Annotated in this window: 18 protein-coding genes; 9 read left to right on the forward strand and 9 right to left on the reverse strand. The window is 57.0% G+C overall.

The annotated features are described in order from the left end of the window. Positions 1–265: 265 nt before the first annotated feature. Positions 266–808, forward strand: a complete 543-nt coding sequence (rfbC, locus tag ACTJJ7_RS23945) for a dTDP-4-dehydrorhamnose 3,5-epimerase (RefSeq protein ID WP_440969062.1) — start codon at positions 266–268, stop codon at positions 806–808. Positions 809–872: 64 nt separating this feature from the next. Here the strand turns inward: rfbC and ACTJJ7_RS23950 are convergent, their stop codons facing one another. The 5 genes from ACTJJ7_RS23950 to ACTJJ7_RS23970 all read right to left on the reverse strand — a co-directional run bounded on the left by ACTJJ7_RS23950 (position 873) and on the right by ACTJJ7_RS23970 (position 7,374). Next, positions 873–2,204, reverse strand: coding sequence for a DUF4910 domain-containing protein (locus tag ACTJJ7_RS23950; RefSeq protein ID WP_440969063.1), 1,332 nt, complete (start codon positions 2,202–2,204; stop codon positions 873–875). A 25-nt stretch (positions 2,205–2,229) separates the two neighbouring features. Beyond that, on the reverse strand, positions 2,230–3,300 hold the full coding sequence (locus ACTJJ7_RS23955; protein ID WP_440969064.1) for an NAD-dependent epimerase/dehydratase family protein: 1,071 nt from the start codon (positions 3,298–3,300) through the stop codon (positions 2,230–2,232). A gap of 142 nt (positions 3,301–3,442) precedes the next feature. Then, the gene (locus ACTJJ7_RS23960) at positions 3,443–4,777 is read right to left on the reverse strand and encodes an apiosidase-like domain-containing protein (RefSeq protein WP_440969065.1); all 1,335 of its coding nucleotides are present in this window, start codon (positions 4,775–4,777) and stop codon (positions 3,443–3,445) included. Further along, the gene (locus ACTJJ7_RS23965; RefSeq protein WP_440969066.1) at positions 4,770–6,140 is read right to left on the reverse strand and encodes a glutamate-1-semialdehyde 2,1-aminomutase; all 1,371 of its coding nucleotides are present in this window, start codon (positions 6,138–6,140) and stop codon (positions 4,770–4,772) included. The genes ACTJJ7_RS23960 and ACTJJ7_RS23965 overlap by 8 nt, the downstream gene beginning before the upstream one ends. Before the next feature lie 37 nt (positions 6,141–6,177). Then, a complete protein-coding gene (locus ACTJJ7_RS23970) occupies positions 6,178–7,374 on the reverse strand; it encodes a glycosyltransferase family 4 protein (protein WP_440969067.1) in 1,197 nt (398 codons plus the stop codon). 200 nt (positions 7,375–7,574) lie between these two features. Between ACTJJ7_RS23970 and ACTJJ7_RS23975 the strand changes: the two genes are divergently transcribed. Further along, positions 7,575–8,828, forward strand: a complete 1,254-nt coding sequence (locus ACTJJ7_RS23975) for a polysaccharide pyruvyl transferase family protein (protein ID WP_440969068.1) — start codon at positions 7,575–7,577, stop codon at positions 8,826–8,828. Here ACTJJ7_RS23975 and ACTJJ7_RS23980 read toward each other — a convergent pair. Further along, a complete protein-coding gene (locus ACTJJ7_RS23980; protein WP_440969069.1) occupies positions 8,823–9,827 on the reverse strand; it encodes a glycosyltransferase family 2 protein in 1,005 nt (334 codons plus the stop codon). The genes ACTJJ7_RS23975 and ACTJJ7_RS23980 overlap by 6 nt on opposite strands. 39 nt (positions 9,828–9,866) lie before the next feature. After that, complete coding sequence (locus tag ACTJJ7_RS23985) at positions 9,867–11,339, reverse strand: oligosaccharide flippase family protein (protein WP_440969070.1); 1,473 nt, start codon at positions 11,337–11,339, stop codon at positions 9,867–9,869. A 378-nt stretch (positions 11,340–11,717) separates the two neighbouring features. Between ACTJJ7_RS23985 and ACTJJ7_RS23990 the strand changes: the two genes are divergently transcribed. Together ACTJJ7_RS23990 and ACTJJ7_RS23995 are read left to right on the forward strand one after the other, a co-directional pair. Beyond that, a complete protein-coding gene (locus ACTJJ7_RS23990; RefSeq protein WP_105735295.1) occupies positions 11,718–11,993 on the forward strand; it encodes a hypothetical protein in 276 nt (91 codons plus the stop codon). A gap of 24 nt (positions 11,994–12,017) precedes the next feature. Then, positions 12,018–13,124: an NAD(P)/FAD-dependent oxidoreductase gene (locus ACTJJ7_RS23995; RefSeq protein ID WP_440969071.1), complete on the forward strand. Its 1,107-nt coding sequence runs from the start codon at positions 12,018–12,020 to the stop codon at positions 13,122–13,124. A 60-nt stretch (positions 13,125–13,184) separates the two neighbouring features. Here the strand turns inward: ACTJJ7_RS23995 and ACTJJ7_RS24000 are convergent, their stop codons facing one another. Together ACTJJ7_RS24000 and ACTJJ7_RS24005 are read right to left on the reverse strand one after the other, a co-directional pair. Further along, the gene (locus ACTJJ7_RS24000) at positions 13,185–14,357 is read right to left on the reverse strand and encodes a DUF2865 domain-containing protein (RefSeq protein WP_440969072.1); all 1,173 of its coding nucleotides are present in this window, start codon (positions 14,355–14,357) and stop codon (positions 13,185–13,187) included. A gap of 230 nt (positions 14,358–14,587) precedes the next feature. Further along, positions 14,588–14,980 carry an SH3 domain-containing protein gene (locus ACTJJ7_RS24005; RefSeq protein WP_440969073.1) on the reverse strand — a complete coding sequence of 131 codons (393 nt, stop codon included), beginning with the start codon at positions 14,978–14,980 and terminating at the stop codon, positions 14,588–14,590. Between the two features lie 259 nt (positions 14,981–15,239). Between ACTJJ7_RS24005 and ACTJJ7_RS24010 the strand changes: the two genes are divergently transcribed. From ACTJJ7_RS24010 to ACTJJ7_RS24030, 5 genes are all read left to right on the forward strand, one after another. Next, positions 15,240–15,626: an ester cyclase gene (locus tag ACTJJ7_RS24010; protein ID WP_105735291.1), complete on the forward strand. Its 387-nt coding sequence runs from the start codon at positions 15,240–15,242 to the stop codon at positions 15,624–15,626. A gap of 193 nt (positions 15,627–15,819) precedes the next feature. Further along, complete coding sequence (locus ACTJJ7_RS24015) at positions 15,820–16,602, forward strand: hypothetical protein (RefSeq protein ID WP_130502116.1); 783 nt, start codon at positions 15,820–15,822, stop codon at positions 16,600–16,602. A 238-nt stretch (positions 16,603–16,840) separates the two neighbouring features. Then, complete coding sequence (locus ACTJJ7_RS24020) at positions 16,841–18,106, forward strand: ABC transporter substrate-binding protein (protein ID WP_440969074.1); 1,266 nt, start codon at positions 16,841–16,843, stop codon at positions 18,104–18,106. A gap of 98 nt (positions 18,107–18,204) precedes the next feature. Further along, positions 18,205–19,074 carry a carbohydrate ABC transporter permease gene (locus ACTJJ7_RS24025; RefSeq protein WP_440969075.1) on the forward strand — a complete coding sequence of 290 codons (870 nt, stop codon included), beginning with the start codon at positions 18,205–18,207 and terminating at the stop codon, positions 19,072–19,074. Continuing rightward, positions 19,065–19,880 carry a carbohydrate ABC transporter permease gene (locus ACTJJ7_RS24030; protein WP_105735287.1) on the forward strand — a complete coding sequence of 272 codons (816 nt, stop codon included), beginning with the start codon at positions 19,065–19,067 and terminating at the stop codon, positions 19,878–19,880. Before ACTJJ7_RS24025 ends, ACTJJ7_RS24030 begins: the two co-directional genes overlap by 10 nt. Positions 19,881–19,883 lie beyond the last annotated feature (3 nt).

The raw sequence follows: 19,883 nt of genomic DNA on the forward strand, positions 1-19,883 counted from the left end.
TCCCCAGTCTGAATCTATGGCCTCACGGGATGGCAGGCGACCTGCCAATGCGATCAAACGGATCATCCGAACGGATGACCCGTGAAAGCGGCGTTCCGTCAAACGGTGTGCTTTGAAACGGCACCGCGGCGAAAAGGGCGCGGTAGCGCCGCGATCACCCTCAAGTACAGCTTTCGCTACCTCTATTGGAGAGTTTCATTCATGCCGGGGCTCTGACAAGATCGTGCCCACTATTGGCAGATCATCGGGGATGAGGCGGGAACAGATGCGGTTCACCGAGACAGAACTGAGTGGAGCATGGCTTGTGGAGACGCTGCCTCATCACGACGCGCGCGGATCATTTGCCCGGACATTTTGCACACAGGAATTCCGTGAACACGGGCTTGCCGCCGAGTTCGTTCAGCATAGCGCCTCGCATTCATTGACCATGCATACGGTGCGCGGCATGCATTTCCAGAAGGCGCCGCACGCAGAGGTCAAGCTGGTTTCCTGCATAAGGGGCGCAATATGGGATGTGATCATCGATTTGCGTCCGGATTCGCGGAGTTACAGGCGTTATGCGGGGTTTGAACTGTCGGAGGGTAACCATCGCCAGCTCTATATACCCAAGGGTTTCGCGCATGGATTCCAGACCCTGAGCGATGATGCCGTGGTGTCCTATCTGATTTCAGAATTTTACCACCCAGCCGCTGCCGATGGTGTGCGCTTTGATGACCCGGCCTTTGCCATCGATTGGCCGGCGCCGCCCGCGGTCCTTTCCGAGAAGGACCGGTCCTGGCCGCTTCTCGGCGCGCAGTTTTGCAGTTGACCCAAACATGAGTGCAGCAAGGGATATGAGGAGCCTGCCGGCTCCTCAGGCGGTGTCCATTTCATCATGCCTGCGGCAGCTCGCCGCCAAGCAATCCTTTTTCCAGCAGCAATTGCGCGGCGCGGAAAATATCCGCATAGGGCAGGCGGGAGCGCAGTGACATGTCGAGAAGGCTGTAATTTCCATCAGCGAGATTGAGAACCCAGAGAAAGGCCATCGAGGTCTGCACCGCTGATTTGTCACCTCCCAGCGAGGCGTAGAGGCCGCGCCTGCCCAGTTGCGGCTCGCCCTTGGGAAAAAGGTTGACCGGGGTCCAGTTCGTTTCAATGATATCAATGACTTCGCTGATCATCTGGTAGGAAAACGCAAGATTTTCGGGCGTGATGAGCGCCATGTTGTCCGCGGAGGTGTGATATTCGGGGAAGGTTCCAAAACCGCTGCGCTGGAACAGGCCGACGGGAAGATTGAATCCCGGGGAACAATATTGCCGTTCATCATATCCGTAGGGGCTGAAATCCTGCATGATCGCTTGCCGGTTGCCGCAGCACAGGACGCTTTCCATCGCCCGGTCGATCATGGCATTGCCTTGCCGGCTGCGCTTGTAGGTGGGGCCGCCGCCGTCTCCGACGCACGATACGACCAGGCCATGATCGATGCGCGCGACCTTGTCTTCGTTGCGGGCAAGCCAGGTCAACGCCCCGATCGTTCCAGGCGCAAAGAGGAAGCGATAATTGTAGCGTGTCTTGCGGGACTGCATGCTCTTGCCCAACAGGGTCAAGAGGGCGAGACCGGAACAATTGTCATTGGCAAGCGAGGGATGACAGATATGGGCGGAAAACAGCACATCCCTGTCAGTGCTGCCTTTGTGCAGATATTCACCATAGGTGAGATGTCCGTCGGTCTTTTCCGCGTCAATCAGTACCTCGTATTCGCCATCCGCCAGTGCAAGAAGGGCATTATGGCTTGTACACAGGCCCCATTGCTCACTGTAGTATGAGGTTCGATATGGGATCAGATCGGGCTGATCCGGTAATGTGTGGATATGGGATCTGAGTTCGCTTAGCTGCATGACGCGGTGAATGGGATTGCTGTAGCTGACCACATGCAGATTGGATTTGGCCAGATCGATGCGCTTGCGGCCGGAGCCATCCTTTACATAGGCATCGCGAATATTCCATTCGGGAGGTACGACCCAATCGAACACCGGCGTGCCCGTGGGAACCTCGTGCACGGCCATATCGATCTGCTGACCCAGAATGGCCAAGGTGTCACGGACGCCGTTGCCCGTGATGCTGCGGCATATGGGAAACAGGCGGGCAGCCAGGGTGTGAATGGCAAGACCCATGTCTGTCGCTGTTCCAACGGAGGACCTTGTCCGGTCGGGCGCATTTACCATGTTGTTATCAACGGGTGCGGGATGGTCATATAATGGCATCGGATAGTGCGGAATGGCGCTCCGTTGCTGACAGGCGGCGCAGGTTGGAGGTGAGTTTCCGGTCGTCGAGCAGCTGGCGGATATGACTGATCCGCTGATAGCGTGGCCCTTCGAACTCCGCCAACGTCAAATGCGAAGTGATATAGGCCGCATGCAATTGCTCGGCCCCGGCCCGTGCATCCCAGCGCGGTTTGAAATCCGGAAGAACCCGTCTGATCTTGTCGAAACTGACCCGATAGGACCGGGTATCGGGGCCGGCACCGGGAGCAAATTCCAGCCGGCAGCCCGGAACGATATCCGCGACGATTTCAGCGATATCGCGGATACGGTAATTGTGTTCGGACTGCCCGACATTGAATGCCTCGTTGTGTACGGCATGCCGGGGAGCCTGCAAGACGGCCAGGAAAGCCCGCGAGATATCCTCGATGTGGACGATTGGTCTCCATGGCGTTCCGTCGGATTTCAGAAGGATGACACCTTCCGTCACCGCCCACGCGACGAGATTGTTCAAGACGATGTCGAAACGCAGCATGGGTGACAGGCCATAGGCCGTTGCCGGTCGCAGATAGGTCGGGCTGAACGTGTCGTCGGCGAGTTCCGCAATATCGCGCTCGGCCAATACTTTCGAACATCCATAGGCCGTGACCGGGTTCAATTCCCCGGTTTCATCGATTGTTGCGCTGCCGGATTGACCATAATTGCTGCATGAAGAGGCGTAGAGAAAACGCGGAACGCCAGCCTTCTTCGCAGTCGTCGCAAAATGAACGCTTGCGCGATGGTTGATATCGTAGGTGACCTCCGGGTTGAGGTTCCCCAGCGGATCGTTGGAGAGCGCTGCGAGATGAATAACAGCATCATAGCCCTGTAATTCGTCTGCAGTGACGTCACGGATGTCTTTGCACACCCCAGGTATGTCGGGCAGGGTCCCACCGGGTGCATAGTGGCAATTCCGGTAGAGTTCGCTGTCGAATCCGTGAATCTCATGGCCCGCCTTTTGCAGGAAAGGAACCATGACTGAACCGATATAGCCGCGATGTCCTGTCACAAGTACCTTCATTGTTCCAACCCTTTCCAAGAAACCGTCTTTGATGCCACGGTACTTCCAGTGGGCGGGCTCGGACGAGAGAGGAGTTTGGAGGATCGAGAATGCAATTGGCTGAACCTTCGGCGAAGCGCCTACTTCTTTTGCCTGATCTGCCTTAGTCGCGCTGTTTGGCAATGAGAAGCCAGTCCCGGTAACCCGACGCATTCCGGGCCGCCGGAACATGGTATTCCAACGCGCCGGCAACGCCCGCCATCGGCTCGGTGGCAGCCATGTACTGTCCGGAGGACGGGTCGAGCCAGCGGATATCCCGGCTTGCGGGCCAGTCCGCCTTCACCTGGAGGGAGACGCTGTCCGCGCCTGAGAGATAGACCACGACAAGCCTTTCGCCGGGAGAACGGGCGCCCACAGCGATGCTGGAGGCGGGCTGGCGTTGCGGCGTCAGCAACTTGTTCTGATCGGGTTCAAGTTCCCACCAGGGAATGGTTTCGAAGAATTGCATGAGATAGGTCATGCTTTGGGCACCGCGGCTTGCGAGCGCTTTCTGCCAGGTCCCGGTTTCCTCATGCACACCGGGACCGGAAAAGTGCCAGACGGGATTGTTGCCGAATACCTGGCCGCCGGCACCGGACAGGAGGGCGGAATATGCCGTTGCCCGGACCGTTTCCTCCGTTGCCCCGTTCTCCCCCTCATACAGCCCTTCAATGAGAAAAAACGGCCTTGCCGGTGATACGCGATATTGAACAAGCGCTGCCTGGGCAACATTGCCATAGGTGTAGAGTGTATCGAGCCTCTTCCAGGATGCCTGCCAGACGAGGTCGGTCCGTGCATCTCTCCCGCCATGCACCGTTTGCAATGCGCTGGGGTTGGCGCGGGCTATCGATCCGGCCAGGGCATCGACCAGGTTCATATCCGGCGGATCGTAATCACCACCCTGTACCCAGATAATATTGTTGAATTTACTGAATCTCTTGCCGATATAGGTTCCATAGGCGTTCATTGCCGCCACGCCGCCATTGCGCATCTCGCCATACCATCCCTGGTCTCCGCCATTCACGCCGAGATAGGCCGGGACGAGCAGAACGAGAAATCCGCGGTCCTGCGCCCGGCGCAGGATCCATTCGGCATCATCAAAATACGCGTCGTTGGGGGCGGCAAAGCCGCCTGCCGCAAATGGCTTGCGCCTGTAGAAATTACCCGGCGCGTTGCGGCTGAAGCGGTGCTCGATGAGCGAAACCAAAATGGTGTTGAAACCGCGTTTCCTGCGATCCTCCAGATAGTGGTCGGCTTCTTCACGGGACAGGTCCCCTATCAGAGACCAGGCCGTGTCCGCTACTATCAGGAATGGCCGCCCGTCCGCATCTTCCAGATGGCGTTGGTTGACCGAGACCTGCAGGGGGAACGCTGTTTTCCCTGCCTCCGCCGGCGTGCACAACCCCAGAAGCAACAACAGCGCCCATTGCAGAACCCGCCTTGCAAACGCGTCAAGCATTGCTGACGCGTTTTAGAACGGGCGTGGGTGTGTCGGGACTGTTGAAGCGGCGGAAAACCGGCTGCGAAGCGCGGCCAACCAGAAACTTGTCCACGCCGTGCTGTAGCGCCTTCTTGTAGACGGCCAGCGCCCCATCGATCGCATCTATCGTGCGGTCGATATCCTCGTCCGTATGTGTGTAACTTACGACCAGCGACGGCATGAGAACACCGCGGCGGATCGTTTCCTGCAAGAACAATGTTCTGAACGCCTGCGAGGGCAAGCGCTCGGTATCCAGAGTGGTGTAGGCAAGGCAGCAATCACGGCCGGTAACGCTGACGTAACTGGCAAGATCATGCCGGGCAATCGACTGCTGAACACCGCTTCTCAGCCGACGTCCCTGTGCGTGAAGATGTTCGATCACCGGTTCGTTCTGATAGATCCGCATGGTGGCAATCGCTGCGGCGAGCGCGTGGGTTTCTGCGCCGTGCGTTGTCGACAGCAAGAATACCCTCGGTTTGACCACCTGCGTGATGCCGCCGAGGTTCATGAATTCGCGTTTGCCGGCGAGCGCCGAGACGGAGAAGCCGTTACCAAGCGCTTTGCCAAAGCATGAGAGATCCGGTTCGATACCGTAGAGTTTCTGCGCACCGCCTGCATGCCAGCGGAACCCCGTGATCATTTCGTCGAGAATGAGCAAAGCCCCGTTCTCGTGGCACAACTCCATCAGATCGTTCAGGAACGGTTGCGCCGGGGCTTCACTGCGCGACGGCTCGAGTATGAGCGCGGCGATCCTGTGGGGATGCCGTTCAAAGAGCGCGCGCGCACTTTCGAGATCATTATACTTGAATCCAACGGTCAGTGCCTGAATGGCAGCTGGTATACCTGCATTCATTGGCGTCGTACCGATGAACCAGTCGTCGGTCGAGAAGAATGGATGGTCCGCACAAACACCGACCATATCCCGCCCGGTGACGGCCCGTGCCAGTCGAACGGCTGCCGATGTCGCATCGGAGCCGTCCTTGCAGAATTTAACCATTTCGGCTGACTGCACCGTCGCAAGGAAGGTCGCTGCGCATTCGACCTCGATTTCGGCCGGGCGGGTGAAGTTGCAGCCGCGCTGGAGCTGGCGCATGACGGCCTCAAGGACAGGGGAATAGGCGTGGCCCAGTCCCACCGCACGGTTGCCCATGCCATACTCGATATATTCATTGCCATCGATGTCCCAGATGTGGCTGCCGTACCCCCGGGCTATGAAGCCGGGCGACAGCACGGGATATTGGTCGTCGCCTTTCGCATAGGTGTGTGCGCCGCCGGGCACCAGATCATGTGCCAGTTCGCGCAGGTGATCGGACTTTTCGAAATTGTGGATGGATGCAGCCATGTGCCAAACCCCTTCTGCCTGATATGCCGCGATATCTTCAAATGCGCTCCCGCATCATGCGCAGCCAATTCTTCACCGGGCGCGGTACGAAAGTTCGCAAACCCGGGCGCAGACCTTTCGGCATGGCCCAGTCTTTGATTCTAAGTGATGGTGCGATTGCGGGCCTATGCGCCGTGATCTGCCGGATGACGCCGTCATACCGTTCCGCCATATTCCCGATGGTGAATGTGCCGTCTGCCTTGCACCGGGCCGCATCGGACATCCAATGCGCTGTTTGCGGGCTGGAATGGATCTGGCCGATGATCTCTGCGGCTTCCCGGACATTGCCGATGGTGAAGAGGAAGCCGTTGGTGCCATCATCGACGATGGTGTCGGTAACCCCCCGGATGCGCGAAACAACCGGTATGCAGCCGGCTGACATTGCTTCGGTAATGGTCAGGCCAAATCCTTCGAAACGCGAGGGCATGATGAGCACATCATGCCGAAGCAGGAGATCGAAAACGGCTTCTGGGTGAACAGCGCCGAGGAAAGCGGCCTGCCGTTGATGTGGCGCCATCCTTGACTTCAGTCGTTCGAGATCCGGACCATCACCCGCAATGGTGAGGTGGATGGATTGCGGCAGATGCGCGAAAATATCCGGCAGCCAGAGCACCCCTTTCGATGCATCCTCGACGCGGCCAAGGAAAATGACCCGCAATATATCGTCCGGGCTGGGTTTCCTTTTGAATTGCCGCACGGCCGATGTGCCCGCAGCATGCGGAATTGCAAAGGTTCGGTCGGCGGGGAAGCCCAGTTTCCTGACCAGGTCACTGCAAATGCGGTCGGAAACCCCGACGGTTGCGTGCACGTGGTCCCTGATCGCGCCTGCCGCGCTGTAAGTGCCGGCAGTGATGTTGTGCACGATCATGATGCGAAGGAACCTGTCGGGAAGATAACGCGCAATATTCGTTTGAATTCGGTCGCTGAGGACATTGATGAATATTCCGTCGAATTGGCCTTCTTCGAGCGCTTGCGCAAGGGCTTCAGCCTGATCCCGTTCGCTCGCGCCATTGGGTGTTTCCACAAGCGAACCGTATGAGAACTCCGGAAGCCATTGGGCATCGTAGGGCACGCCGTAGGAGGCCATCCCCAGCCAGCGGACGTCTATGTCCTTTTCAGCCAGGGCGGCCCGCAGCTGTCTGAACACCGTATATGTGCCGCCAATATGGGGGCGGACGAAATATGCGAACTTCATGAAGTCCTGTCCTTGCGTGTTTCGGCTTCATCCGGAAAACAGCATGGACCGGGAGGCGCGCGAATTGAATGTGTCGCGGCGGGTGAGGCCTATAACCCTTTGGGTGAAGCCCCTTGCTCAATAGGCTGGCCGCGCTGTTCCAAAGGCCATGTGTTTTTTGCCGGGCGGCAGCCGCAAACTTTGCTCTGCAAGATATCCGATTGATCGCGCGCGATGTTGAGGATGCAGGGATGAAAATATGCTTACTGGGGCAGTTTGGCAGCGGTAATACCGGGAATGACGGCTCGCTTGAAGCTATGGTGAATTTCCTGCGTTCATTACCGTTCGAAGCCGAACTCATGTGTATCTGTTCCAATCCGGAGCTGGTCGAAAAGGAATATAAGATCAAGTCGATCGGGATCAGCGGTCTGGTTCTGCAAGACCCGTGGTTCATTCGTATGAATGCGTTTCTTGCCGATATCCCGCGCCGTATCGCCAGCATCTACATGCTGTTTGCAAGCTTGAGCGGCGTTGGCCTGTTGATCATTCCCGGCACCGGTATTCTGGATGATTTCCAGGAGATGCCCTTTGGCTGGCCGTTTGTGCTGTTTCGCTGGTGTTTGGCCGCCCGGTTGCGGGGGGCGAACATCGCGTTCGTCAGCATCGGTGCGGGGCCGATCGAGCATCCCCTCAGCCGCTGGTTCCTGCGTTCGGCAGCCAGGATGGCGCAGTACCGGTCCTATCGGGACAGCTACTCTCTAGCCTATATGAAAAGGATTGGGCTTTCTGTCGAGCGCGATGGCCTGTTCCCCGATATTGCGTTCCGGCTTCCAGTCCCATCTTTCCCGTCTCCCGGATATAACAGCCCGGTGACCGTTGGCGTCGGCGTGATGGATTACCGCGGATGGTCAAAGGATGCGGTGTTTGGTGAAGCAATCTATCGCTCCTATATCGGCAAGCTGGCCTCCTTCATCCAGTGGCTGCTCGATGAGGGGCACAATGTCCGTCTGTTGACCGGCGACGAGCGCGACTGGAAGGCCGTGGGTGATATTACCGAGCGACTCTCGGTCCCAGCCCGCGACAGGCCAGAGGAGCGCATTACGGTGGAGCATGGCGCCACGCTCCACGACCTGATGCGGGAGATCGGCAAGACCGATATTGTGGTTGTGACGCGCTATCACAATGTTGTCTGTGCCTTGAAGCTCGCCCGCCCCACGATCTCGCTCGGATATGCCCAGAAGAATGATGAACTCCTGGCCCAATATGACCAGCACGCGTGCCAGCACATTGAAACCTTTGATGTCGAAGTCCTGAAAGACCAGACCCGGCGCATGCTTGCAGACCTCAACCAGGTGCATCTGGAGCTGGCCAGAGCGAATGCGCGGGTTCAACGGCAGCTTTTCATCCAGGAAAAATTGCTGGAAGAAGCTGTTATCGGTCCGCTTTTCACGGCACAGTTCGCCATATCGTTATAACCGGCCGCCCGAGGTCATGGATGTACCAAGCCGCCGGCCGAGGGCCTTTGCGCTGCGGCCTATCAATGCCGAGGCGTCTGATCTGTTGAGCAGATAGCGGAACGGTGGCAGCCAGGCTGCGGACGGCCGCAGCCGGATAGCGTGACGCATCAACGCTGTAGCGCCCGGTTCACCCCGGCATATTTGCGCGATTGCCGACCAGTAGGCCCGTTCACTCAACGCATCGCGCGCTTGCCGCAGAAGTGCTTCCGCCTCGGGAAGAACTGCCCCGTCATTCTCGAAGAATGACCGGAACGCCGCCTCGAATTCGACGCTCCATTGCTCCAGGGTGCGAACGGTCGCGGACTGATTGGAAGCATGGACTCTTGCGACTGCCTGAATATTATCCGTTCGGCCTACTGCACCGTGAAGTGCAAAACGCAGCCACATCTCAAGATCGTCGGTGTGGGGCAGGGCGGGCTTGTAATACCCGGCTTTCTTCTGGATCGCCGTACGCACGACCACTGTGGGCCCGCTCACAAAATTCCTGCCGCTTTGACAGAGAGAGGTCAGAAAGGATTTGCCGTCCTGTTTTGACCAATCCGAAAGCGAGGGGGTGTCCGGCAGATGATCGCCGTCGGTGGCGTCTGCACGAAAATGCGTCCTGCCATGGGTCAAGTGAACGTCGTCATTTTCCTCCATGAAGCTCATCGCCCTGGCGAGCGCGCCCGGAGCCAGATAATCGTCCGAGCAAAGGATCAGAAAATAGTCCGATTGGGCCCAGTCGATGCCATCGTTGAAGGAAGCATGCGCCCCGAGGTTTCTGGGGCGCAGCATCAGTTCTATTCTGGGATCGGCACTCGCCAGCGTCCTGGCGATAACAGCGCTGTCATCGGTGGAGGCATTGTCGATGATCAGGATGCGCAGCCTCTCGGCAGGCTGGCTGCGCACACTGTCGACGCAGTTCTGCAGATACTGGGCGTAATTGTAGTTTGGTATGACCACGTCAATGGATTTCATTGTCGAAGATCCAATCCTTGAAGCGAAGCGCGGGGTTGCTCATTTGGCAACCGCGGTGTTTATCCTTGCCAGCAGTGCAGGCATTGCGATCCTTGCAATGTTTTCCACTTCGTCGAAGAACGGATGCCTGAAGTAAGCCAGCGCTGCCAGCCATCCGATGGCCGAGAGCAGACCGGCAATGCAGGCTTGCGCAATCGACATGTCGAACTGGAAGCGGTTGGCGGCGAGAACGAGCAGTGGACCGGCAATGGCATACATCGTGACCAGGCCGCTTCTGTATAAAACCTGGAACAGCTCACCCCAGGCGAAGGGGACCTGCCGGCGGACATAGACCAGCGAAAGATACATCTGGAAGGGCAGGACAATGAACTGGCTCAGTGCCAGGGCGTAGAGCCCGAAAAAGCTGGCGGCGCAGATCACAAGCATCGACAGCCCCCGGCCAATGAAATTGGCTTCGAATGCCTGTCTGTTTGCCCCCATCGCGACGAGAACGGGAAAAGTCAGAATATTGGGAAACCAGAAGAGCGCCGCAAGCGCAAAGATCTGGACCAGAGGTGCCGTCTCGGACCATTGCGGGCCAAGCGCGATGCGGACAATCGGATAGGCCAGAATGGCCATTGCCAGGGTTGCCGGCCAATAGAGGGCCGTGATGTAGCTTATGATGCGCAGATAAGCCGCTTTGACGTCGCGCTCCGCCCTGACTTCGGATGCAAATGCGGGAAAGGCGACGGAGAAGATTGCTGAAAGCAGGATCTTGTCCGGCAGGCCGCAGACGAGATTTGCACGATTGTAGAGGCCGACTGCCGTGAGCGGCATGATCCTGCCCAGGACAAGCTGGGGAAGTGCCTCATAGGAGCGGTCCAGGAGGGTTGAGGCGCCTTTGTAGGAGCCGAAGGCGAAAGCCGCCCGCCAGCTCTTCAAGCAGGGGTTTAACATCCAGAAGATTGGTCTGGTGTGAAAAGCAAGAAGCATCCGTACGATAGCCGAGGCGAGCGTTCCCCAGGCAAAGCTCATGAAGCCGAAATGCAGGGCGACAAATGCGATGGTTGCGACCGCATTGGTGATGCTTCCGATGGCGTTGATGCGGGTTACCGCACCAAAGGTGAGATCCCGGCGCAGCAGGGCGATGATTGGACAGACAGCGGCATCGATGACGCCGGCAAAGGCCAGTATTTTGATGAATGCGAGCAGCTCGGGCGCGGCATAAAATCGGGAAAGGAACGGCGCTGAAAAAAACAGGGCGCAGCCTATGGCCATGGAGAAGCCGAGGGTCAGCGTGAAGCTGGTTCTTATGTCTTCGCGTGTGAGCGTGCCACGTTGAATGAGGTATTCCGACGTGACGAACTCCCTGACCGTGAGCGCAATCGTGCCAATTCCCAAACCGATGACGGCTATCCCGATCTCGCTGCTGCTCAGCATGCGCGACAGGATCGTGATCATCGCCACGCTGACGATCACTTGCGAATACTGTTCCAGTATCGCCATGAAAAATGCCCGGCGTACAGCGCTCACCCTCTGACCTCTCTGAATGATTGTCGACCGTTTTTCGAGCGCTTGTTCGCCGGGCAGATATTTACGTCGTACGGCACACAGGCAGCATTGATCCTAGCGCTTTGCGAAAGCCGGTTTAAGCTGTCTCTTCAGTTGAAAGGCGGCTAAGCCGTTCGACGTATCCCGGTCCTCAATACGATGCGGGCAAGAATCGAAGGGTGACAATTGGCGCTGCCGTGTCCATTGAAAGATATCGGAAGATAATCGTTTTTATTGTCTTCACATGTCAGCCGAACGCTTAAGGATATACCTGATATCCGTCAGACCAATTACCAATCCGGCTCACAATAGTGGTAAAGAAATGGGTGTGAAGGGCGTAGCGTGTGAGCCAGGATTTCCATGATTGAGGACGAGCAGATACGGACAGAGATGATGGCGATCCAGTTCTGGCTGCGGGCTCTTTTCCTGTACGCGGCAACCGGGACCCCGCCGACGGCGCGCTCGGTTCAGGAGTTTCTCAACGAGCTGAAGAATTTTGCGCCGCAAGATGGTGCCAATGATCTTTCACCGGCTGACTGGGACAAGGAACACCTCTTGCATTATCCCAGCTATGAGCGGGTCGGCAGCAAGATAATAGAGACGCTGCAGAGCCTGGAGAAAAAACTGACATCATGATTCCGTGAGACGATGGGGTGAAGAGTGGATCGCATAGGCTGCGTTGTTGCGGGTGGTGGCGTCATCGGGATTGCCATAGCGCGTGAATTTGCAAGGCGAGGAATTGAAACGCTCATTGCCGAGGAGAGCGGAGGGGTGGGCAATGGAATCAGCTCCCGCAATTCGGGTGTAATCCATGCTGGCCTCTATTACCCGGAAACGAGTTTGAAGGCGTGGTTGTGCGTGGATGGCAATGCGGCGCTCTACCGGTTTGCGAATGCATACGGCGTAGCGCATAAGCGCTGCGGCAAACTGATCGTTGCGACAGACAACCGGCAGGTTGAGACCCTGACCGAAATTGCCGGGCGCGCCCGCAGATGCGGCGTGAGTGATCTGCAATTCCTTTCCGGCGCGCAAGCCCGGCGCGTCGAACCGGAACTGAACTGCACGGCCGCGATTATGTCGCCGTCTACCGGAATCGTTGATTGCCATGACCTGATGCTGGCGCTGCTTGGAGATGCGCAGGCGCACGATGCAATGATCGCAACCCACACCAAGGTGGTGTCCGTGGACGCTGACAGCGACGGATTTGTCGTTCACACAATCGAGACGGAAACCGGTCGGCCGTACGAATTCCGCACGGATGTGTTTATCAATGCCTGCGGGCTGAACGCGCCTGAACTGGCGGCGAAAATCGCGGCATTGCCGAAGCATCACGTGCCGGAGCGCCGATATGCAAAGGGAAACTATTTCTCGGTGCCAGGTACCGCGCCGTTTCAGCATCTGATTTATCCTGTGCCGGAGCCCGGAGGTCTGGGTATCCACCTGACACTCGATCTGGGAGGCAGCATGCGGTTTGGCCCGGATGTCGAGTGGGTGGATACCATTGACTATTCGGTCGATCCGGCGCGGGCCGAGCGCTTCTATGAGGCGATACGGAAATACTGGCCTGCTTTGCCCGATGGGGTTCTCCAGCCTGCCTATTGCGGCATCAGGCCAAAACTGAGTATCGCAGGCGAAACGGTGACGGATTTCCTTATCGAGGGGCCGTCGTCGCATGGTGTAAAAGGTCTGGTCAATCTGTTTGGTATTGAAAGTCCGGGGCTGACCTCCTGTCTGCCCATCGCGCAATATGTGGCGGCGCTGGTTTGAAACGGAGGTCAATTGCCATGCCCCTCAGGTGCATTTCGACCAGATTTATGTGCGCGCGGCCTAGTCTCCAAGCCGCTTCAGTATATCGGCTGCGACCGTTTCGATGGCCATGCCGAAGGTGAACCTGTTTGCCCGGTCGGGGTCTTGGGCAAAAAGCGGTTCGGATGGCCGTGATGCCTTGAAATCGATTTTTCCTTCGTCATCGGGGAGATATGCCGAACCGACTATGCGTACATTACGCCGGTTATTTTCCTGGGCGGGTGCTGCCAGGATCATGCCAAAAGGGTTGCCGCCGTCCCTGGCTATGGTGCCCGTTTCTGTTGCCCGTTCATCCCTGGCGCCATGTTTCGCCATTGGCAGCTCGGGACCAATGACGGTTGAGGCTTTTTGGCTTGCGGGCGCTGCCGCATTCAGTGATGGTTGCGCAGTATGGCACGTGCATTGCGCTGCGGCCGGGACGCCGACAATCCGGTAATTGAACGCGGCTGGCAGATCCTTGTAAGGGGTCTTGGTTTCAACAGAGATCATGTCCTCGGAAGACTGCTCCGGTATGGCATGGGAGTATAATTTTACCTCCGATCCGGGGCACATTTCACTGCAGGTGTTCTGGTCGCGATCGAAATATATGGTCTGGACCGCGAAAGAGATTGGAAAATAATATCCATCGCAGGTTCGCACGCACAGTGTCCGGTAAAGTTTTCTACTCGATGCATCGGTGGTTTGACTTGGTTGCCTCGGCCGCTTTCTTTCAATCATCTGCCGGGGAAGGGTTGCGGTCTTCCTCACTGCAGGCTCGGGAGTGGAACTGCCGAAAAGGGCTTCGAGCAGCCCCGGCCGCCGCTCTTCGGAACAGCCATTTGCTTTGAGGGACGCAAGAATGCGCGCCCTGGAAGGGGCGGACCCTATGGAATGGAGTTCTGCGCGCTTCTGTCTCTCAAGCCCGTTCATCAAGCTTTCGATATTCCGCTGAAAACGCGCGCATTGCTTTGGATCGCCCCGGGAAAAGAGCGTGTTGCCGCAACCCGCCTGGCTGGCGCGAGCGCGCGCCTGCTGAAGTTTGATCGCCTGCGCCTGAACGGCTCTGCTGGTCTGCGGCTCTTCCCGGACCGGCAGCTTGAGTTGCTGTCGGAGCCGGATGCAAATGCCTGGTTCAGCCATGGCATGGGCATGAAAAAAGAGGCTGGAAGACAAGAGTAGACCTAATCCGAGAACATTGCGGAAAATGAATTTCATCGACGCATACCTACTCGTAACAACACTATGGGGAGATATCAGTTGTGTTCAAGTTAAGATTGGTATTGATAGATGTGAAGTTTCAGAGCGCAGAAAGCGTTTCTACACTCTAATCTGTCGAATGAAAATGATTTATCTGAATATTACTGAGTTGTAAGGCGATTTACAGTTAATGGTGTGCAGAATAACGCTCCTTCAACCTCCGCGGCTGAAGGAGCGTGCCGGCGATATCACCGGCAAGAGAATCCCGGTGCGATCTTGCAATTCGGACGAGGGCGGTGAGGCCGGTGCGGCGGACGGTGACCGTGATGATAGGGGGGGCGTACAATGATTGTTGGCCGTACCACGATGGCAGGCCTGTGAACGGCGATGCGATCGAGATAGTTGGCCGACACCCATCCCCGGATCCCCTGCCGGCCGATCCGGCACCAGTTTGACTGACAGGCCAGGACATTGACGCGTGTTCCCGCGGCCAGAGTACCAACGCGCGCGTAATGTGTTGCCGGACCGGTGCGCAGATTGACATTTCCGGTCGTATAGGCGGCGTCAGCAAAAGCAGAACCTGCCGAAAAAATCATTGTGGAACAAAAAATAAGTAATGTGAGAAAGCTTTTCATGTTCATTGCTCAATCCCCCTGCAATAACACTGAGTTAAGTTGGATGTCCGTGACAATAGATTGAACTTATCGCGATTTGTCCAGTTGCTTTACAGAATGTTTCCAGAGCCTTTGTTCCGGCACCCGGATTGCTCATGCCTATATGGCTGCTTCGCGCCCGATTTGGATAAGTGCTGGCATGTTGTCATAAGTTGAGTCTTACTGCGTCGCCGACGCACCTATTCGCCTCATCCCCAACCTCACCGGTAGCCAAGGAGCAGTTTTCATGACTGAGACAAACCTCGCGGAAATCTACAAGGCCTATATATCCTGCCTAAACAGGCAGGATTGGCCGAACCTCGGAAATTTCGTTCAGGAGGACGTGCATTACAACGGAAAGCTGATCGGGTTGACGGGTTATCGTGGGCTGCTGGTGAAGGACTTCGTCGAAATTCCGGATCTGTATTTCAATATTGACCTGCTGGTCTCCGACCAATCCCATATCGCCGCCCGGCTCCTGTTCAACGTGACGCCCAAGGGAAATTTCTTTGGCCTTCCCATCAATGGCAGGAAGGTGTCTTTCAGCGAAAACGTGTTCTACCAGTTTCGTGACGGGAAGATTGCACTGGTCTGGTCGGTGATAGACAAGGCGGCCATCGAAGCGCAGATCTGATCCAGAAAGCGCCGGCGGCTCCAGCGGTCTTATCCCTCGGGCCGCTGCTATGTCGTGTCTTTGCTGCCCGGTAACGAAATACCAAGGAAGCCCTGTCAGGCTGGATGACATCGCGATTCGACGCTCAGGCGTGTTGTCAAACCCGATAGTGATCTGGCCCAACCGCAACCGGGCCGAAAAGGGCAGGATTTATATGGCCAAGAGAAAGCGCAGCACCCGTTCACCGTCACGTTCGCCCAGGCGGACATCCTCACGGGCCGCCTCCCGTGGGTCCTCCACCGGTATATTTCTGGCTCTTGCCGTGATTGCCGGTGTCGGTGCATTGAGCATATGGTCGGCAACCCAGCACAAAGGCCCGCTGAAAGCCTTCGCCGGATGGTTTGAGCGTCCAGCGGCGCAGACCAGCCGATCCGCGGCTGCAAAACCTGAAACAGATGGCAAACAGACTGCGAAAGCCGCGCCGCGCCAGGACAGTAGCCCCGCGACCGCGTTCACTGCACCGGTTCCGCGCCCCTCCATTCCCGTCGGCGCGCAATCGCAGAGCCCGGTGGTGCCCACACCGCTGCAGCGGACAGCATTGCAGCAGCCACAACCGTTGCAACGCCCAGCTTTGTCCGTTGGTCCTACAGACCGGACAGGCATTCACCTGCCACGCGGGATCAATATGCCCAACATGACGCCGTCGGTGGTCTATGCCCGGGAAAGGCTGACTTTGCGGCGCAATGCGTGGGATAAATCCGAACCGGCGGGTACCGTGGAAAAGGGACGCGAAATGCGGTCCTATGGCAAGACCGGCAAATGGCATCATATCGTGATTCCCGCCACCGACATGATCGGTTGGGTGCACGAAGACATGCTGGTTGCCGGAAAAACCGCCCCGGCAACCTCGGCCATGACAACGGGTGCGATATCAGGCGCACCCAGGGCCGCGCAGGTGCAGGCCATCTACCCGCCGCGGCCGGTCGGCGCCCAGTGACGGCCTGACCAAAGGCGGGCTTGCTGCCTACCGGTGCAATGACAATAAGCCTGCGTGGTTTGCCATCGGCTGCTGGAGCAGCCGACGATAGGTAAGTCTTGCAAATTCGTATCAGTTTTTTGAAAATTTGCTGCTATCGGAGCTCATTTTCCTCTGCCAATTTTCTTGCCGGATTGAGTGGGTGAGAGGAGAAACGCCTGCCATATCCTGGGAAAAAGGAACTTTGGGAGGATAACCAATGCTACGAACGTCTTATTGCACTGCACTTGTGAGCGGTGTCAGCCTGCTCGTTTTTGCAAATGTGGCGAATGCGCAGATATGTACCAGTACCGTCCGGGTTCTGGCCCAGCCGCGCGACAGTCTTACCCTGCTTGAAAGCTACAAAGATGAATTCAAGAAATTGTCGGGCGCATCGTTCGAATTCGATTACCTGAACGAAAATGACCGCCGTGCCAAATCAAGGGCGGAGGCGGCCACAACAGGCAAGTATAATGTCTACTACATTGACGAAGCCAATGTCGCGTTGTTTGCCGAGTCGAAATGGATTGTGCCGCTGCTTGAATATTACCCTGCAGATGCCAGTTATGATGACTTCGATGCGGGCCGCAAAAAGGTCGCCAGTTACAATGGCGTCGCCTATTTCGCGCCGATCCAGGGCGGAGGCGATCTGCTGTACTACCGCAAGGACGTTCTGGAAAAGGCAGGGATCACGCCGCCGAAGACGTTAGATGAATACGAGGCCGCACTCGCCAAGCTGAATGATCCGGCCAAGGGATTTTATGGAACGGCGTTGCGCGGCGGTCGTGGCTCCGGGGCCAATGTCTGGCGATGGATGACCTATTTCAAGGCATTTGGCGGCCAGTGGTTTGTTGACGGCAAGCCGACATTCAACTCGGATGCCGCGGTAAAAGCGACGGAGACCTATCTTCGACTGTTCCAGTATTCCGCTCCCGGCACCCAGACCGGCAGCTGGACGGAAGTCACCGAGGCCTTCAATTCAGGCAATGTTGCCATGATCATCGAGTCCAGTCCGCTGGCCGGGCAGACCGAAGATCCAAAGCAATCATCCGTTGCCGGCAAGGTTGGCTATACCGTTCCGCCGCGCCCATTGGTTGGCGGTGGCTACGGACATGGCCTCGCTATCGGGGCAAAGGCCAACGCCGATGATGCGGCGAGGAAATGCGCGGGCGCGTTTATCGCTTGGGCGACGTCCAAACAGAATGAAGAGCGGCGGCTGGAGCGGGGCATTTTTGGCGACATCAATCGCACCAGTGTCATCAACAGCGATGCTTTCAAGCAGAAATACGGCGCTGAAATCGGCAATGCCTTGAACGAGACGGCGCAATACACGGATGTCAACTTCTGGGTCAATGCCGATTGGCCGGATCTGGGCGACCGCTGGGGTATCATTCTCGAAGAACTGATCACCGGCACGCGCACCGACATCAAGGGCGGGCTCGATGAGCTCGAAGCGTACGCCAACAAGCTGATCGCCCGCCGCTAACCCATGGCGACATCCTCCCGTCGCGCTGTCCGGGGCTTCGCATCATCGTCATGCGGAGCCCCAGGGCAGCTGGCCAATCGTTTGACAGGATTGCCGGAATGAAACGAAAAACAACTCTTCCTGCGGTTTTTCTGATACCGCCACTGATCATTCTGGCCATCCTGGCATTCGTGCCGACGATCGCTGCAGTCAATATTGCGCTGCAGAATCGGGAACTGAGTTTTCCCAACAGCAGCTACATCTGGTTTGCCAACTTCATCGATCTGTTCGGTGACCGGCGTTTCATCAATGCGATATGGATATCGCTGATCTGGGAAGTGGTGACGGTGACGGCCACCATGGTGGTGGCAGTGCTCCTGGCAATCTTCCTCTTCGAGAGCGCTTCACCGCGCATGCGAAGCCTGGTTTCGATCCTCTTCATTATCCCGGTGATGCTGCCCCGCGTCTCTGCTGCCTTCGTCTGGAAGTTCATGTTCAATCCGCTGTTCGGTTTGATCAACTATCCGGTCAAGCTGCTGACTGGCGCGCCGATTGATTTTCTGTCGCTGCCCGCAACGGCACTCGCATCGGTCGCAGTTGTCGATGTCTGGCAATGGGGACTTTTCTTTTCGGTCATTGTCTTGAAACTGCTTGAGACCTTGCCGCCGCAACCCTTTGAAGCGGCGCGGCTCGACAATGCGAAGACCTGGGAAGTGCATTTCTATATCGGCATTCCCATGCTTGCGGCGCCCTTGATCAGTCTCGTGTTCGTCAAGATGGTTGAGTCACTGCGTGCATTCGACCTCATCTATGTCATGACCCGCGGCGGTCCCGGCATCGCAACGGAAACGCTCGATATGTATGCCTTTTCACAAGGTTTCGTGGAGGCCGGCAAAATTTCCTACGCCTCCAGCATGGCGGTTCTGATGATGCTCGCCACCATTATTACCTTCACGGTTCTTTGGAAATGGGTGCGCAAATGGCAGTAAAATCAAAATCTCCAACGGCGAAGTTGGCACTCGCGATCCTCGTTTTCATCGCCATTTTCCCGATTTTCTGGGTGTTCTTGAACTCGTTCAAGCAACTCGTCGATATTGTCTCGACGACCCCGAAGCTGTTCTTCACGCCAACGCTCGACAATTACATCTATGTATTGGGACGTGACAACGTTCAGCATGGATTGATCAACTCGGTTGTCATCGCGGGCGCATCGGTGCTGATCGGAGCGGTGCTTGGCATACCGGCCGCCTACGCGGTTGCGCGCTATCCCAATCGTTTTTCCGATGACATTCAGTTTTTTGTTTTGTCACTGCGTTTTTTGCCGCCCGTTGCCGTGGCCATACCTCTCATCGCCATCTGGCTGGATCTCGGTCTGTATGACAGCAGGACGGCACTGATCATCACCTATACGCTGTTGACCATGTCAACGATCATCTGGCTTGCTATTCCGGCGTTCACGCGTGTGCCGCGCGAGGTTGAGGAAGCGGCCATTGTCGACGGTTACGGCGCCTACGCCGTGTTCTTCAAGGTGGCTCTGCCGATCGCAGCGAAGTCACTGACCGGTGCGGTGATCTTCAGCTTCATTCTCGTCTGGAACGAATTCCTGATCGCGCTGATGCTCACGACCTCGGATGCCAAGACGCTTCCGATCATCGCCTCGGAATTCACCCTGCTCGGCCGCAACGTGCCGTGGGGCATTTTGAACGCGTCGGTCATCGTTCTGTCCCTGCCGCCGCTGATTTTCGTTGGCGTCATGAGCGGTTTCATCAATTCAGCACTCAAGAAAAAGGACTAGTGG

The organism is Phyllobacterium sp. 22229, from assembly GCF_052056495.1.
GTDB classification, from domain to species: domain Bacteria; phylum Pseudomonadota; class Alphaproteobacteria; order Rhizobiales; family Rhizobiaceae; genus Phyllobacterium; species Phyllobacterium myrsinacearum.